16 protein-coding genes are annotated in these 16,210 nt (G+C 42.5%); 4 read left to right on the forward strand and 12 right to left on the reverse strand.

Features of this window, described 5'->3' with window-relative positions; translation table 11 throughout:
* Positions 1-20: 20 nt before the first annotated feature.
* The 9 genes from ACIQXN_RS11825 to ACIQXN_RS11865 all read right to left on the reverse strand — a co-directional run bounded on the left by ACIQXN_RS11825 (position 21) and on the right by ACIQXN_RS11865 (position 8,461).
* Positions 21-1,127: an AI-2E family transporter gene (locus ACIQXN_RS11825; RefSeq protein ID WP_402966528.1), complete on the reverse strand. Its 1,107-nt coding sequence runs from the start codon at positions 1,125-1,127 to the stop codon at positions 21-23.
* A 98-nt stretch (positions 1,128-1,225) separates the two neighbouring features.
* Positions 1,226-1,471, reverse strand: coding sequence for a hypothetical protein (locus tag ACIQXN_RS11830; RefSeq protein ID WP_402966530.1), 246 nt, complete (start codon positions 1,469-1,471; stop codon positions 1,226-1,228).
* Positions 1,472-1,508: 37 nt separating this feature from the next.
* Positions 1,509-3,035: a succinyl-CoA:acetate CoA-transferase ScpC gene (gene scpC, locus ACIQXN_RS11835; protein WP_402966532.1), complete on the reverse strand. Its 1,527-nt coding sequence runs from the start codon at positions 3,033-3,035 to the stop codon at positions 1,509-1,511.
* Between the two features lie 130 nt (positions 3,036-3,165).
* On the reverse strand, positions 3,166-3,816 hold the full coding sequence (locus tag ACIQXN_RS11840; protein ID WP_402966534.1) for a LytTR family DNA-binding domain-containing protein: 651 nt from the start codon (positions 3,814-3,816) through the stop codon (positions 3,166-3,168).
* Positions 3,817-4,149: 333 nt separating this feature from the next.
* Entirely contained in the window at positions 4,150-4,323 is a 174-nt protein-coding gene (locus ACIQXN_RS11845) for a hypothetical protein (protein ID WP_402966536.1), read from the reverse strand.
* Positions 4,324-4,353: 30 nt separating this feature from the next.
* On the reverse strand, positions 4,354-4,713 hold the full coding sequence (locus ACIQXN_RS11850) for a P-II family nitrogen regulator (protein ID WP_402966538.1): 360 nt from the start codon (positions 4,711-4,713) through the stop codon (positions 4,354-4,356).
* 15 nt (positions 4,714-4,728) lie between these two features.
* Positions 4,729-5,943 (reverse strand): ammonium transporter, encoded by a 1,215-nt coding sequence (locus ACIQXN_RS11855; RefSeq protein ID WP_402966540.1) that lies wholly within the window; start codon positions 5,941-5,943, stop codon positions 4,729-4,731.
* Positions 5,944-6,188: 245 nt separating this feature from the next.
* On the reverse strand, positions 6,189-6,392 hold the full coding sequence (locus ACIQXN_RS11860) for a YbdD/YjiX family protein (protein ID WP_402966542.1): 204 nt from the start codon (positions 6,390-6,392) through the stop codon (positions 6,189-6,191).
* A 20-nt stretch (positions 6,393-6,412) separates the two neighbouring features.
* Complete coding sequence (locus ACIQXN_RS11865) at positions 6,413-8,461, reverse strand: carbon starvation CstA family protein (protein ID WP_402966544.1); 2,049 nt, start codon at positions 8,459-8,461, stop codon at positions 6,413-6,415.
* Between the two features lie 312 nt (positions 8,462-8,773).
* Here ACIQXN_RS11865 and ACIQXN_RS11870 point away from each other — a divergent pair, with 312 nt between their 5' ends.
* Entirely contained in the window at positions 8,774-9,502 is a 729-nt protein-coding gene (locus ACIQXN_RS11870) for a MerR family transcriptional regulator (RefSeq protein ID WP_402966546.1), read from the forward strand.
* A gap of 57 nt (positions 9,503-9,559) precedes the next feature.
* Here ACIQXN_RS11870 and ACIQXN_RS11875 read toward each other — a convergent pair whose 3' ends face one another.
* Both ACIQXN_RS11875 and ACIQXN_RS11880 read right to left on the reverse strand, forming a co-directional pair.
* Positions 9,560-11,341: an ABC transporter ATP-binding protein gene (locus ACIQXN_RS11875; RefSeq protein ID WP_402966548.1), complete on the reverse strand. Its 1,782-nt coding sequence runs from the start codon at positions 11,339-11,341 to the stop codon at positions 9,560-9,562.
* Positions 11,316-13,064, reverse strand: coding sequence for an ABC transporter ATP-binding protein (locus tag ACIQXN_RS11880; protein WP_402966550.1), 1,749 nt, complete (start codon positions 13,062-13,064; stop codon positions 11,316-11,318). Before ACIQXN_RS11880 ends, ACIQXN_RS11875 begins: the two co-directional genes overlap by 26 nt.
* 453 nt (positions 13,065-13,517) lie before the next feature.
* Between ACIQXN_RS11880 and ACIQXN_RS11885 the strand changes: the two genes are divergently transcribed.
* The 3 genes from ACIQXN_RS11885 (at position 13,518) to ACIQXN_RS11895 (ending at position 15,726) form a co-directional block, all read left to right on the forward strand.
* Positions 13,518-14,078, forward strand: coding sequence for a nitroreductase family protein (locus ACIQXN_RS11885; protein ID WP_402966552.1), 561 nt, complete (start codon positions 13,518-13,520; stop codon positions 14,076-14,078).
* A 264-nt stretch (positions 14,079-14,342) separates the two neighbouring features.
* On the forward strand, positions 14,343-15,044 hold the full coding sequence (locus tag ACIQXN_RS11890) for a class I SAM-dependent methyltransferase (protein ID WP_402966554.1): 702 nt from the start codon (positions 14,343-14,345) through the stop codon (positions 15,042-15,044).
* On the forward strand, positions 14,950-15,726 hold the full coding sequence (locus ACIQXN_RS11895) for a glycosyltransferase family protein (protein ID WP_402966556.1): 777 nt from the start codon (positions 14,950-14,952) through the stop codon (positions 15,724-15,726). The genes ACIQXN_RS11890 and ACIQXN_RS11895 overlap by 95 nt, the downstream gene beginning before the upstream one ends.
* Before the next feature lie 38 nt (positions 15,727-15,764).
* Here the strand turns inward: ACIQXN_RS11895 and fosB are convergent, their stop codons facing one another.
* Positions 15,765-16,205: a metallothiol transferase FosB gene (fosB, locus tag ACIQXN_RS11900; protein ID WP_402966558.1), complete on the reverse strand. Its 441-nt coding sequence runs from the start codon at positions 16,203-16,205 to the stop codon at positions 15,765-15,767.
* Between the last annotated feature and the right edge of the window lie 5 nt (positions 16,206-16,210).

The raw sequence follows: 16,210 nt of genomic DNA on the forward strand, positions 1-16,210 counted from the left end.
TGAGAGTGGGTCCCATTTTTTCATTCGATTAAATCTTCTTCCAACTTTTCCTCTTTCCTGATCCTGATGAACTTCACGATATTCAAGACTATCGTTTTAATGACCGAATAAGTCGGCACAGCAAGGATCATCCCAATGATTCCCGCAATATTTCCCGCGACCAGCAAAAGGATGATGATCGTTAGCGGATGGGTATTCAACTTCTTCCCTATGACCAAAGGCGAAATGACATTCCCATCCAGCTGCTGAACGATCGTGATGACCAGAATGACCAAGAGCGCCTGTGTCGGCGAATGGACCAAGGCCACAATCACCGCAGGGGCGGCCCCGATAAAGGGCCCTACATATGGAATGATATTGGTGACTGCACCAATTAATGCAAATAGGAAGGCATAAGGCAAATCAATGATTAAATACCCAATGAAGGTTCCAATTCCAACAAACAAGCAGACAAGCATTTGCCCCTGGATGTATGTAGTAAGGGTCTCTCCTGTTTCTTGAAGAACCGATAATGCCGGTCTGTGGTAACGAGCCGGTACAAATTTCATGATGGCGCTTGGTAGCTTGTCACCATCCTTCAACATGTAAAACAGGATGAATGGGACCGTCACGACGACCAAGGTGATATTCGTGACGACACTGAATACGGAAGACAGACTTTTGGTAATATTGCCTGGTAGGTCCGTCAAATATCTTTGAAGGGAATCTCCCACTTTATTCAGGGACACATAATCCTGTTCCATTGTCCACATGAACCATCTTGATTTCGATAAATCTTCAATGAAAACTCTTGATTGATTAAAATAATCCGGTAGATTACTGATTAAATCCGTAACCTGTCGAGAAAGGGATGGACCGACAAGGCCGACCAATAAACTTACTAAACCAAGGAATACCACGTAAATCAGTAAAATCGCCAATCCTCTTGGAACTCTTCTTTTAACGAGCAAATCGACAGTCGGATTGAACAAGAAATAAAGAAAACCAGAAATAAGTATGGGGAAGAACAACGTTGAAGTAAAAATCACGATGGGTTCAAAAAGAAACGAAATCTTCGTACCCACATAAAATAATACGGACAATAGCAATAGCTCTAATGTCCAAAAATGCAGTTTAGCCTTGAACAAGGTATCTCCTCCTATATTTTCTAAAGAAAAAAATGATCAATAATGTATGTAAATTTTTATAATGCAACTCATCATTGTAAGAAGTTTATCATACTTCTTTAACCCGAACGTAGCATTCTATACAATTTTATTGGAATTTCACAACAATGATTTTTAAAAAAGTTCAACATGTATATGAATCCTGCATTGTAATAAACCAAACCTATTTTCCAGTCAGATGTTACATCCACTTTATCGGTCCGTTTCACCTGTATATCGGTCAGTATGAGCCTTTTATCGGTCCAATCAGGCAGGATATCGGTCAATCCGGATCCTTTATCGGTCAAGCCCCAATAAGCAGGCACACTAAAAAACCCCGCTGCGATAGCGGGGGTCATAATCTTATTTTTGATCTTGAAGTGTAGCGTCAAGCATTGTACCGTTCTTGGCAAGGTTTGTATACCAAGAGAATGCTTTTTCAAGAATATGTGGTGTTTGATGTCCACCCGTTTGCGCAACCGCTTCATTGAAGTAATCACGAAGTTGTTGACGGTAATCCGGATGTGCACAGTTCTCAATGATTGCATGTACACGTTCTTTCGGTGCCAGACCACGTAAATCAGCATAACCTTGCTCTGTAACGATGACATCCACATCATGCTCCGTGTGATCCACGTGAGAAACGAAAGGAACGATACTAGAGATTTTGCCGCCTTTTGCATAGGATTTCGTTACGAAAATGCCTAAGCGTGCGTTACGAGCATAGTCTCCAGAACCACCGATACCATTCATCATTCTAGTACCTGAAACATGTGTAGAATTTACGTTACCGTAAATGTCACATTCTAACGCAGTATTGATTGAAATCAGGCCAAGACGGCGGATGATTTCCGGATGGTTAGAAATCTCTTGTGGACGAAGAACAAGTTTATCACGGTATTTATCAAGCTCACCGTAAACTTGCTTGCCTTTTTCTTCAGCTAAAGTAATCGAACAACCTGAAGCAAATTTAACTTTTCCAGCATCGATAAGATCGAACACGGCATCTTGTAACACTTCAGAGTATACTTCTAAATCCTTGAATTCAGAATCCACGAAGCCATTCAACACGGCGTTTGCAACCGAACCTACACCTGATTGAAGTGGAGCAAGCGATTCAGTTAAACGACCCGCTTTGATTTCTTCACGAAGGAAGTTAGTAAGGTGAGTGGCCATGATGGCAGTCTCTTCATCAGGAGGCACGATTGTTGAAGGGGCATCCGTTTCCGTTGCCACAACAATCCCCATAACTTTATCAAGGTCCACAGGAATACCGATTGATCCGATACGATCACTCGCACTCGTCAATGGGATCGGTTGGCGCTCACCTTGTTGAGCTGGTAAATAAATATCATGCATGCCTTCTAATCCTTCTGGATGAGACACATTCAATTCAATGATGACATTTTTTGCTTCCTGTACGAAGATGGCTGAGTTACCCACAGAAGTAGTCGGGATGATCATTCCGTCTTCTGTAATGGCCACTGCTTCGATGATAGCAAAATCGATTGGTCCGACAATCCCTTGACGAACTAATTCCGCTGTATGAGATAAATGCTGATCAACATACGTGATTTCATCAGCATTGATTTTATTACGAATCCCTTTATCCGCTTGGAATGGTAAACGTTTATTTATGATTCCGGCTTCCGCCATATGTTGATCGACTTCAGGTCCTAATGAAGCACCTGTATATACGTCAACTTTGAATTTTTCAGTTTTCGCTCTTTCAACTAGAGCCATTGGAATAACTTTCGCATCACCAGCACGAGTAAATCCACTCATGCCTAGTTTCATACCATCCTTAATCCATGAAGCCGCTTCTTCCGCAGTGACAACTTTCCCCTTAAGTTGTTCATTGCGAATTTTTTTGAAAACGCTTTCGTTCATACAAAAGACCCCCATTTTCGCTTTTCTTACACCTAATTTTAACAAGTACGTGTAATTGTAACATTCTTTTATGAATGAAAAGCCTTAAATGGAGCGTGAAACAGAATTTATATTACACGAAGCAGAAAGGCTAGAAACCTAAGGCTCTTCTGAACTGACTCGCATACGTTTGACTGACTTGTATTTTTGACTGATCCTTCATGACAAGTAAGAATGTAGAGTGAAAATCAGGCAAGATTTCCTCAATGAAATGGATATTGACGATATAGGAACGGTGCACCCGAATGAACGTGTCACTTGGCAAGACAAATTCCAATTCGCTTAAGTTTAATTTATGGAACCCGCTCACCCGTTGGGACTGGATCTTCGTCTTCCTATTTTGCGCCTCCAAAAACATGATTTCCTCATAAGGCAGAGGAATCCATCGGTCATCCGTCTTGACGGTTAAAAATGAAGTCGGCAATACGAAAGGCTTAGAAGGAAGGATAGCTGTTACGGCCCCTAATGGGTTCCCGCCTTCCAAGATTGGCACGCTCAAACCATAATACGGGACGCCAAATACGTCACTATCCACTTGAACACCAATTTTCTTCCGACTCTGTAACGCCTTGAATGCGGCCGTACCTTCACTGATCAAATCCCCAGGTTTTATCCCTACATCAATTTGTTTGCTTGGTTGATAATAAATGAACTGCTCCGAATCTGCCACCGCTATTGAAGCGTTTTGTGGAACGAATTCACTAATAATATTTAAAACGGATTTAACCGTAAATTTATCCATTTCCCTTCACCCCATAAAGAACATATTGATTATTTTTTCATGTAAAGAAAGGGACTTTCCATCGTATTTTTCCTAAAAAAAGAAAAAACTGAATTAACTAAGCGAAAATCGTCGAAAAACCCAGAAAACTGGATCTAAACTTTGTCCCCTTTTCATTATAGTAGGTCCACTCACCGATTTCTATGGCGAAACCAAGAAAAAGTCATTCCTATATTATAAAATTCACTTCCTGGTTATAAACTATTCAAATACGCTACCGAAAAGGTTTTTCAATCCCCTGTAGAAGCATAAGAAAAACCGTTCTCCTTTATATAGAAGAAACGGTTTTCAAATTTATAAATCCGCTTTCTGAGATGGGGATGTTCGAAGTAGCAGAATTGATTCTAAATTCTTTAGCGGCAATTCCAACAAATAGGACCTGTCAGTGGCTTGATAAATGTTCTTGGATATAAGTTCAGCCACTATCTTTTGCTTTTTCCTGGCAACAATCTGAATCAGCTTGCCCATCTTCCTCCTCCTTTTTCTAATCTGCAGAATCTATTCGTTCTTTAATGCATCATGGCCTTCTTTACCTGTCCTGATATTGACCACATTGGCTAATTCATAAATGAATATCTTTCCGTCTCCCGGTTTTCCGGTGCTTAAGAATTTCCTTGCGACATCCACGACCTCTTGAACAGGAACTTCACACACCACGATTTCTATCTTCATCCGTTCATGTAAAGATATTTCCCGATTCCGGCCCCGATATGTTTCGACGTAACTTTTCTGGAGCCCCGTCCCTTTCGCTTCTGAAACAGTGATTCCACTGACTCCAATCTTCGCTAACTCTTCTTTAAACTGCTCAAACTTGATTGGCCGTGTAATGATTTCTATTTTCGTCAATACCTGAGACATATAGAACCCCCTCCTTTAAATTGATTCGTGATAGGCCTTCTCACCGTGAAGCGTTAAATCCAGCCCAGTAGATTCATCTTCTTCGCTTACACGCAATGGAACGAACACGTTGATCACTTTTGCAATGACATAGGTGACCACTGCGACGAATATATAGGTGGCAATGATCGCTACGATTTGTTTCCACAGCAAGTCGAAATTTCCGTAGAATAAGCCATTGGCTCCCCCTTCATTCACCGAAGTAGTAGCAAATAGTCCAGTCGCGATTCCACCCCATGTACCTCCAATGCCATGTAAGCCGAAAGCATCAAGTGCGTCATCGTATCCCAATTTATTTTTAAGGAAGAATACACCCCAGTAACAAACTGCTCCACCAACGACTCCGATAAGAATGGAAGAAGATGTGGTCACGAACCCACATGCTGGTGTAATCGCCACTAATCCGGAAATGGCCCCTGATACCGCACCAAGCAATGTTGCCTTTTTATTTGTCATATACTCAACGATTAACCAGCCGATGATACCGGCCGCGGCTGCAACTGCCGTATTCACGAAAACATTCATCGCCACTGCATTAATTGTCAGCGCACTGCCGACATTAAACCCGTACCAGCCAAACCAGATCAATGAACCGCCAAGGAACGTTAAAGGAAGATTATGCGGTGCACTGTCTCCCGATTCCTTTCTTTTGCCTAACATGATGGCCAATACTAGACCAGCAACACCTGAAGAGATATGAACGACATTCCCCCCAGCGAAATCGAGAGTACCAAGTTTGGCTAACCAGCCGCCTCCCCATACCCAGTGTGCAACGGGTGCGTATACGAATAAAGACCACAGGATCGTAAAAATCAGGAATGCGGAGAATTTCATCCGTTCAGCAATCCCACCTGCAATGATGGATACGGTCAAGACCGCGAAAGTCATTTGGAATAACATGAATAAACTATGAGGAATTGTGTCGCTGTAAGGGCCGGGCGCGAAGCCAACGTCTTTTAAACCAACCCAATCCAGACCGCCAAGGAGAGTGTTTCCTGGTGAAAATGATATGGAGTACCCGATCAGGACCCAAAGAATAGAAATGACAGCTAGTGGCATATAACTATGCATTGCCGTATTGAGGACATTCTTGCTCTTTACCATCCCTCCATAAAATAGGGCAATTCCCGGAGTCATAAGCCAAACCATCATCGTCGCTAAAAACATGAATACCGCATCTGCCATCTGCATTGTGTTTTCCCCCTTAAATTTTTAATATGTTATGTTATATAACATTGTTATGTGATGTAATTTATCATATACTTAATTTTCTAATAATTCAACCACTTTCTCAACATTTTTTAAAGTTTCTCTATGTAATAAGGACCGGAAATGGATGTGACGGGTGATTTTTTTAGTTCTTTCCTCACATAATCCTTTAAAAATCCGCACAAAAAAGGCCCCAATCGTTAAGGGCCTCTTTTGCTTAAATAGGTCTAACAACAGCGTGATACCTTTCCATCCTTAGCATTATATCTATCGTCCTGAGCCTCGCAGAAAAATTCTTTCCTTGTCTTTACCGTTTCTTCAGGATGCTGGAGCTTCATATGAGCTACATACGTTTCATAACTAGGAACGCCAACAAGCAAACTGACAAATTGCTTTCGGTAGCTGAGAATCTCGGCTATTTTTTTTATCATGGTTTCCCTCCCTTTATGACCTACCTTGATACATAAGGAGATTCATGCAGGTCAATTTTATGGTTTTTCAGGACCTTAATCCATAGACGAATGGCTGAAATCAAGACAGTGATGACGACGATCATAAAGAAGGCACAAAGGGCGGCATCCAGATAATCGTTAAAAATGATCCGTTTCATTTCAGATAAGTTAGCTGCGGGGGCAAGGACTTCGCCGGCATCGTAGGCAGCCTTGAATTTATCCTTATGGGCCAAAAATCCAATGGCCGGATTTTCATGAAAGAGCTTTTGCCAACCTGCCGTCATCGTCGCGATTAAAATGAAAGTCGTCGGTACAAGCGTGACCCATGTGTAAGCTTTCTTTCCCATTTTGAAAAGGACGGTCGTACCAAGCAGTAACGCAATAGCGGAAAGCATTTGATTCGCAATCCCAAACAATGGCCAAAGCGTATTGATTCCTCCAAGCGGGTCAATGACCCCTTGATAGAGGAAGTATCCCCAACCTAGAACACAGATTGCTGTCGCAATGATGTTCGGCACCCATTTATTCGTTTGCGCAAATGGTTTATAAAATGTACCGATTATATCTTGAATCATGAAACGGCCCACCCGGGTTCCGGCATCAATGGTCGTCAGGATGAACAAGGCCTCGAACAGGATAGCGAAATGGTACCAAAACGCCATAAGGGAGGCTCCCCCTACTACTTGTGAGAAAATATGAGCCATACCAATTGCAAATGTGGGAGCCCCTCCAGTACGGGATAATATCGATTCCTCCCCTACATCTTCGGCAAGTCCCGTAATCATATCAGGTGTCAAGACGAATCCCCAATCGGATATCGTTGTCGCGACCTGAGCCGGCTCCGTTCCAATGACAGCACCTGGACTATTAATGGCAAAGTAAATGCCTGGCGTTATTACACAGGCCGCAACCATCGCCATGATGGCCACAAAAGACTCAGTCAGCATGGCACCATAGCCAATTGGACGAGCGTGTGATTCCCGTTCAATCATCTTAGGCGTTGTACCCGATGATACGAGTGCGTGGAATCCAGATACTGCACCACAAGCGATTGTGATAAATAAGAATGGGAAGAGGTTACCCGAGAAAACCGGACCCGTTCCATCGATGAACTGCGTGACTGCAGGCATTTCAAGGTTCGGCATGACGATGAAGATACCGAGCGCAAGAGCGATGATCGTACCGATTTTCAAGAAGGTACTTAAATAATCACGCGGTGCTAAAAGCATCCAAACTGGTAGGACAGAAGCGACAAAGCCATACACAATCAGCATGATGGCAATCGTTTCGCCTGAAAATGTAAACATTGGAGCAAGCGTTGCACTTTCGGATACAAATCTTCCGAAATACAAAGCAAGCATCAATAGGACAATCCCGATGATGGAACCTTCACCAACTCGTCCAGGCCGGATGTACCTCATGTAAACACCCATAAGGACCGCAATCGGTATCGTCGAAGCAATCGTGAACATTCCCCAAGGGCTTCCAACCAAAGCCTTCACGACCACTAGGGCAAGTACAGCTAATAAAATAACCATGATGCCAAAAATCCCTAGCATGGCAATGAAGCCTGTGACTGGTCCGATTTCCTCTTTTATCATCTCACCAAGTGATTTACCGTTCCTGCGCATCGACCCGAAAAGAATGACGAAATCCTGCACCGCCCCGGCCAAAACTACACCAACCACTAACCAAAGCGTCCCAGGTAAATATCCCATCTGAGCAGCGAGGATCGGACCTACAAGTGGTCCCGCCCCAGCAATTGCAGCGAAATGATGACCAAACAGTACCCATTTATTCGTAGGCACATAATCTTTTCCATCATTATTCAATTCAGCAGGAGTCTTACGTTTGTCATCAAGCTCGAATACCTTCTGTGCGATAAATTTACTATAAAAGCGATAAGCAATTGAATAGACACAGAGAGCAGCCGTGACAACCCACATCGCATTAATGCTTTCCCCACGGTTTAAGGCAACAATACCGAAGCTTACCGCCCCTAACGCAGAGATGATCCCCCATAAAATCACTGATTTAAGCGCTTTCATCATTTCATCTCCTACCTAATTTATCTTAATATAATTGCCATTTCACATCGTTCTATTTTTCTATCCCCCTTTTCCGACCAATTATCTTAATTTTATATATATTCTGAATTATATGTCATATAATGGTTACATAGCAATAGGTTTTCTTAACTAGCCGAAATTAGTGGTCTAGCATTCAAACACTACGGGAGAAGACTTATAACCTTTCGATAACGATGGACATTAGCATATCTCCCAATGATCATCCAGCTATAATATAAGTGAAGACGAAGCCCTAACAAATGCCACAAGAACTTATTTGGAGGTATGACAATGGAATTTCTGACCGTAGGACAATTGTCCAAGCGAGCGAATATAACGATAAGATCCATCCGTTACTATGATCAAATCCAGTTATTGACACCCGAATACAGACACGCGAATGGACGAAGATATTACACGGAAAATGACTTGAAGAGACTCGAAAAAATTTGCCTGCTTAAATCCCTTTCTTTTTCATTGGATGATATAAAAACCGTATTGAATAAAGAAACCTTCAAAGAATTGCTTCTCCAGCACCAAAGACAGATACAGTCCGATATAAAAGAAGAGGAAAACACGTTAAAGAACATCCAGACTTTATTAAACAGCATCGAGGTTGAAGGAGAGTTCAATTGGGAGCTCCTGCTTCCGCTATTCAAAAAGAAAGAGCATAATCGGGGGTTACACTTCAACGAGGAAGAACAGAAAACCATAAATAAGCTCCCTAAAATGGAGCAGAATGATATCAGCATGAAGCAATGGATCAATCTTATGAAGAGAATTGAAAGGTGCACCAAGAACGGCATCTCCCCTCTATCGGAAGAAGGCCGGCTCATTGCGGAAGATTCTTTGCTGCTATCCGAACTTGTTTTCCAAGGTAACAAAGAGCTTGAGGAGAAGTTTTGGGAAATCCGAAAATCCAAGGAAGAATCCGCTTCCGCTGGCTTGTATCCGGTACAAGAAGACGTCCTTGCATTCTTGGATGAAGCCATTGCTTCGATTACGGAATATACCCGCTAGGTTCTTCCATTTTATAAATCCACTAAAAAATGTGCGCCAAGAGGCACACATTTTTTTTCATCCTGTATGGTTTTCCTTCAGGGAACTGCGATGTAGCTCGGCATAGGAACCATTCCGCTTCAATAATTCTGAATGGGAACCTGTTTCTATGATCCTTCCTTCATCCAACACCAGGATCTGATCACTTTGCTGTATCGTATTCAGCCGATGGGCGATGACGAAGCTCGTCCGCCCCTTCATCAAGCGATGTAAAGCCTCCTGTATCTTGATTTCGGTGATTGTATCAATGCTGCTTGTCGCTTCATCTAAAATCAGAAGAATTGGGTCGGCTAATATCGCCCTCGCAATCGACAGGAGCTGCCGTTGCCCCTGACTGATCCCGCTGCCATCTTGAGTCAGGACTGTATCATATTGTTTGGGCAGTTTCATGATGAAGGAATGGGCATTGGCAAGTTTGGCCGCTTCCACTACCTCATCATCCTTAGCTTCCAAGCGGCCATAACGGATGTTTTCGCGGATCGTTCCTTGAAATAAAAAGGAATCTTGTAAAACGAACCCCATATGCTTACGAAGACTCGCCCTCGTCATCCTCTGGATATCCTGACCGTCGATCAAGATTCTTCCACCGTTCGGTTCATAAAACCGGGCAAGCAGATTGATGATTGTCGTTTTACCCGCCCCAGTGGGACCGACCAATGCCACCGTCTCTCCTTTATTTACATGGAAACTTATGTCACGAATCGTTTGGTCCTCTTCACCATAGGAAAAGGATACTCCTTCGAAATCCACTTCCCCGCAGACATCCCGCAATTCACCAACGTCTTTCTCATCGACATCCTCTTCTTCTTCATCCAGAATCGAAAATACCCGATCCGCACCAGCGACAGCTGATAGCAGGGTATTGAACTGATTGGCCAAATCATTGAGTGGACGTGTGAATTGCCTGGAGTACTCAGTGAAAATGACGATCACACCAATCGTAACCCCTCCTAAACCCTCCAAGGCTAAATAGCCCCCGACCGCAGCAATCACGATAAAACTTAAGTTATTCAGTAAGTTCATCAGCTTCGGAATCAACCCGGAATAGGATTGCGACAAATAACCAGCTTTCTTCAAGTTTTCACTGCGGGTTATAAAATCACGAGTGACTTTATCTTCCTGTGAAAAGGCCTTTACGATACGCTGACCTGAAATCGTTTCTTCGATAAATCCATTCAGTTCGCCAAGATTTTTCTGCTGTTCTTTGAAAAGCCTGCCCGTCCGGTTCGTGATCCATTTCAAACCAAAGAACATGAGCGGCACAATGAAAAGGGTAAGAACCGTTAGTAAGGGACTCAAATACAGCATGACGGCCAGTGTTCCGACAAGAGTCAGGACACTTGAAAAAATTTGGATGACCGAGCTGTTCAATGTGGAGCTGACATTTTCAATATCATTCGTGACCCGGCTCATCAGCTCTCCATGTTGGCGACGATCAAAGAAAGGAATCGGAAGCTGATGAAGCTTTTTGAACAGTTGATTCCGCATCAGGTAAACCGTATCTTGGGCAATGCCGATCATCCAATAGTTTTGCAGCCACATGGATAGCGAATAAAATACATAAACCGCGAGTAACCCATAAAGCAGATGGACCAGACCATCGCTATCCTCCGTGACAATATAATCATCGATGGCCATTCCAACTAGAAACGGTCCAAGCAGCCCTAAAACTGAACTGATGAGAACCATGAGAAGGACCACGATGAGCAAACTTCTATTTGTCGTTAAATAGGGGAGAATCCGTTTGACCGTACCCGCTGAATTAGACGGCTTTTTAGCGGGAGAAATTTTTTGTTTCATAGGAAATCTCCTCCTCCCCGTATTGTGATGAAACGATTTTTTGGTAAAGCGCGTTCGTCTTACTCAACTCTTCATGTTTTCCTTCCGCAAGGACTTCACCATCTTCAAGCAGTAAAATTTTATCCGCTTTCCTAGCCGTGCTTATTTTTTGTGTAATGATGAGTGTCGTGCACGTATAGGATTCCAACGCAGCAAGCAATCTACTTTCCGTTTTTAGATCCAACGCACTTGTACTATCATCCAGAAGGAGGATCTTCGGCCTGCGCACCAATGCTCTCGCCACCGACAGCCGTTGCTTTTGCCCGCCCGAGAGATTTACGCCTTTTTGCCCTAACCTCGTTTCATATTGCTTTGGCAATTTCATCACCGTTTCATGAATCTGTGCATGCTGAGCCGCTGTCTTGATTTCCTCAAACGTTGCATCATCTTTCCCCCAGGCAATATTGCTCTGGATGGATCCGGAGAAAAGCATTGCTTCCTGCGGCACATACCCAATCCTTTTCCGAAGTGAATCCAAAGGAATGTCCTTCACATCCTGCCCATCTATCCTAATCGTTCCACTTTCACTTTCGAATAAACGTGGGATGAGCTGAAATAATGACGTTTTCCCCGATCCTGTCGCACCGATGATCGCGAGGGTTTGTCCTGCTTTCACCGTGAAATTCAAATGTTTCAGTACCGGTTCCTCACTACCCGGATACCGAAATGAGACGTCCTGGAACTCGATTTGTCCCTCTTTGACGTGCTTCCCTGCGCTTTCCAACTTGCCGTCATCAAGATCTATCGGGGTCTCAAATATTTCTGTCACACGATCCGCTGAAGCTTTTGCCCGTGACAGAACCATGATCAACCAGGAAAAGACCGAAAGAGAGCCCGCGATTCTTGTGGCATAGTTGACTATGGCCACGACTTCCCCTACCTGTATGTCTCCCGTAGAGATATATCCGCTCCCGAACCAAAGGATAACGAGGATCGCCACGTTCATGACCAGCATCAGCACAGGCATCGTCGTTTCAATTAAGCGAAGGGAGTTCACCGTCTTCCTTTTCAACTCATCATTCGCCCCATCAAAACGGTCGATTTCATGATCCTTGCGAAGGAACGCTTTGATTAATCTCATCCCAATCAGATTTTCCCGCATGACGCTATTGACGTTATCCAGCCGTTTCTGGACGAGCCGAAACAGCTTTGCCGCACGTTTCATGACCCAACCCAGGAAAAACACAAGAATCGGAACCGAAATGACCAATACAAGGGACAACTTCAGGTTGACCGTAATGGCCATGATCGTCCCTCCTAGGACAATCAATGGTGCCCTTGCCATGATACGAAGGCCCATGAACACCGTATTCTGAAGCTGTGTCACATCATTCGTCATCCTAGTGATCAAAGATGATGTCGGGATGCTGTTTAAATTGACAAATGAGAAAGCCTGGATCTTCCCGAAGAGGCTATTCCTTATATCGTGACCAAAACTTTGGCTAACATGAGAAGCGGTAAACGAATTGACAATTCCTCCAAGAAACGAAAAAATGGAGAGTCCGACCATAATGGCGCCCCACATAATCACAACGGAGAGGTCTTTTTGTAAAATGCCTTCATCAATGATTCTCGCAATGAATAGCGGCTGTAACAGTTCGACACCAAGCTCGACTAACATTAAAAATAAAGCAAGAGCGATGAAGAGACGATATGGTTTAAGGAACGAAAATAGTTTTTTCATCTATGACACCCTTCAATCTGCATATGTAAGTAAGTAGCCTCTTCATTATACAATTTTATACAGATTTTATAAAAGAATTAGCAAGATTCGTAAGCCATGGAAAAAATTTTGATTTTTTTCATAGATTCGCTTGACAAAAAACAGGAAATAAGAGAAAATTCTAATTGATAATGATTTTCAATTTCATTATCGATCTCTGAAATTTGTTAAGTAACTACGATAATTTCATATCGTACCCTTTTGATATTGTACAAAGATACAATGTCGCCCCGGTCTCTCTGTGCCTAGTAAAATACATATGCTTAGTTGGAATGCAAAGTCACTAGAATATTGCCCCCTCTTTATTCAAGTCAATCTATTCAATTTAAAGCATATTAGGCAACCGGGGTCTTTTTTTTTCAAAAAATATCATTCATATACATAGATAGATGAAAACTAAGGAGAAAAATGAACATGAAACTAGAACAAATCATAAAAGAACGGCGGAGCATTAAACGATTCAAGGACACGCCCATTCCCCTCGAAACCATTCAATCACTTTTAGAAACCTCCACATGGGCACCCAATCATAAAATGACCCAACCTTGGCGATTCGTCATCGTACATGGAGACAGCCGCTTAAAACTGGCTGAAGCTACACGAGATTTCATGGCGGGTAAAGAAAAGGATCCATCAAAGAAAAAAGAAGCCGGCAAGCGTGGCTTCAATAAATTAAACGGCGTTCCGATGTTCGTTGCGGTCATCATGGAGGAAAATCCGAATCTCATGACCCGTGAAGAAGATTACGGAGCCACAAGTGCCTTGATCCAGAATTTCAGCTTACTTGCCTGGGAACAGGGAATCGGCATGATTTGGGAAACCTATGGCATGATTCATAGCCCAGAATTCCGTGAAGCCCTAGGCGTCAAACCCGGAGAAAAAATCGTCGGCAGCCTGCATGTTGGATACCCGGACATGATTCCCACACCGCGCCCACGTAAACCTATTGAGCAACTGCTAACCGTAATGGATTGAATAGAAAGAAAAGGAGTCTCCAATCAATTGGAGACTCCTTTCCGTATCCGTGATTTATCGGTCAGTTTAAACCTTTATCGGTCAACTTGAGCTATTTATCAGTCAGTTTGGTCTATATATCGGTCAAGTCCTCCCATGGTAACCTTTTAATGATCTTAGTAGATAGCTGCACGCACATACAGGAAGGGCTTCGCATATATTTAGTGGCATACTCTGCTAAGGAACTTAAAAGAGCTTTAATTGGTAAACAAGGAGGAATATAGATTGAGTGACCATTCAAGTTATGAAGACTATGCATCTAAAAATGTGACGTATTATCAGGGAATAAATAATACATTATTAAGAATGATACCAACGAATGTGAAGCAGGTTCTCGATATAGGTTGTGCCGAAGGAAACCTAGGCGCAGCGGTTAAAGCTGAAACCGGCGCTTACGTTGCGGGTATTGAGCTTTTTTCCAGTGCCGGAGAAATCGCTTTGACTAAACTAGATGAAGTGGTTATAGAAAATATAGAAACGGTGAATCTTGCAGATTTAGCGTTAAGCAGGAAATCATTCGATTCCATCATCTTTGGAGATGTGTTGGAACATTTAATTAACCCTTCTCAAGTGTTAACGAAGGTTAAGCCACTGCTGTCTAACACCGGTTGTGTATTAGCGAGCATTCCTAATATCGGGCATATTTCTATTATCGAGAGTTTATTATCCGGTGCATGGACCTATACAGATGCTGGGCTATTAGATAAAACGCATTATCGCTTTTTTACACGGAATGAGATTGTGAAGCTTTTTGAATCTAGTGGCTATATTATAGAGAGCCTCATGATCATTCCATTTTCCAATCCCCGTTACGACTTGATGATTGAAGCACTTGAAGCAGTTAATCGAAATTTCCAAATCAGCACCGAGCATTTCAAAACAGAGGCTACCGCTTATCAATATGTCATTAGGGCAAAGCCGGTTTAATTTAGGAGGGATTTTTATCAACGAGAAAGTATGTTTTATTTCTTGTGTGAATGATGAAGCGAAATACAAGGAATGCGTCCAACATATTCAAGATTTAATTGTACCGTCTCACTTGGAGATTGAATTACTACCTTTACGTGGATCAGTTAGTATGGCTGCTGGTTACAATGAAGCGATGAATCAAACTGATGCCAAGTATAAAGTCTATTTGCATCAAGATACGCTGATCATGAACAAACGCTTTTTATTAGATTTACTTTTTTTGTTCGAAAATCATCCTAGTCTAGGAATGTTTGGGGTTATTGGTGCCAAGTCCATCCCGGACAATGGAATCTGGTGGGAAAGCCCTAAAAAAGCAGGAAAAATCATTGAGCACCGATCAACATACCGATACCTTTTATTTGAAGAGGCGGACTACGCTTATCAGAAGGTCCAGGCTTTGGATGGTGTGTTAATAGCCACTCAATATGACCTTCCTTGGAATGAAAACCTTTTTGATGGATGGCATTTATACGATACGTCGCAATGCCTCCAATTTATAAATGAAGGATATGATGTCGGCATTCCCTACCAGCCACAGCCCTGGGTGTTACATGAATGCGGAGAAATTACGGATACAAAGAACTATATTCATTATTTAAACATTTTCAAAGAATGGAGAAACACTCTGAAAGAACGTTAAATTTAAGATTCTTCTATATCAGGATATGAGCTAGTCCATTAAAAAAACCTCATATGGGGCTTTTCCTGTTTATAATATTCCAGTCTTTCCTGTAGGGTGCCCGTATGGAATTCGAACTTATGCCCATCTAAGTCTGTAAAATAAATCGATTTTTCATCACGCACATTTCTCTCTCTTCCACTAAGAATATTCACATGCAACCGCTCAAGCCGATCATGAATGGCTTCAAAATCCTCTTTTGCAATGGAAAATGCAACATGGGTATACGATTCGTTTATTTCATTTCTCGGAATATCCTTTTCCTGATTAAGAGCTAGCCACACCCCGTTCAAATCGAAATAAGCCGTGCTGTTCCCGCAAACCAGCAATTTTGCCCCGAAAACGTCCTGATAGAATTGAATGGATTTCTCTAAATCCGAAACCGAAAATAATAGGTGATTCAATCCCTGTATATCGATGATTTCCCTCCTCCTTTGCATAATAT

The organism is Peribacillus sp. NPDC097295, assembly GCF_044761665.1.
Lineage (GTDB): Bacteria > Bacillota > Bacilli > Bacillales > DSM-1321 > Peribacillus.

Excerpts from the sequence above, each read along its gene's own strand:
- scpC (WP_402966532.1), bottom strand. The coding sequence starts at position 3,035 with ATGAACGAAAGCGTTTTCAAAAAAATTCGCAATGAACAACTTAAGGGG.
- ACIQXN_RS11840 (WP_402966534.1), bottom strand. The coding sequence starts at position 3,816 with ATGGATAAATTTACGGTTAAATCCGTTTTAAATATTATTAGTGAATTC.
- ACIQXN_RS11845 (WP_402966536.1), bottom strand. The coding sequence starts at position 4,323 with ATGGGCAAGCTGATTCAGATTGTTGCCAGGAAAAAGCAAAAGATAGTG.
- ACIQXN_RS11850 (WP_402966538.1), bottom strand. The coding sequence starts at position 4,713 with ATGTCTCAGGTATTGACGAAAATAGAAATCATTACACGGCCAATCAAG.
- ACIQXN_RS11855 (WP_402966540.1), bottom strand. The coding sequence starts at position 5,943 with ATGCAGATGGCAGATGCGGTATTCATGTTTTTAGCGACGATGATGGTT.
- ACIQXN_RS11860 (WP_402966542.1), bottom strand. The coding sequence starts at position 6,392 with ATGATAAAAAAAATAGCCGAGATTCTCAGCTACCGAAAGCAATTTGTC.
- ACIQXN_RS11865 (WP_402966544.1), bottom strand. The coding sequence starts at position 8,461 with ATGAAAGCGCTTAAATCAGTGATTTTATGGGGGATCATCTCTGCGTTA.
- ACIQXN_RS11870 (WP_402966546.1), top strand. The coding sequence starts at position 8,774 with ATGGAATTTCTGACCGTAGGACAATTGTCCAAGCGAGCGAATATAACG.
- ACIQXN_RS11875 (WP_402966548.1), bottom strand. The coding sequence starts at position 11,341 with ATGAAACAAAAAATTTCTCCCGCTAAAAAGCCGTCTAATTCAGCGGGT.
- ACIQXN_RS11880 (WP_402966550.1), bottom strand. The coding sequence starts at position 13,064 with ATGAAAAAACTATTTTCGTTCCTTAAACCATATCGTCTCTTCATCGCT.
- ACIQXN_RS11885 (WP_402966552.1), top strand. The coding sequence starts at position 13,518 with ATGAAACTAGAACAAATCATAAAAGAACGGCGGAGCATTAAACGATTC.
- fosB (WP_402966558.1), bottom strand. The coding sequence starts at position 16,205 with ATGCAAAGGAGGAGGGAAATCATCGATATACAGGGATTGAATCACCTA.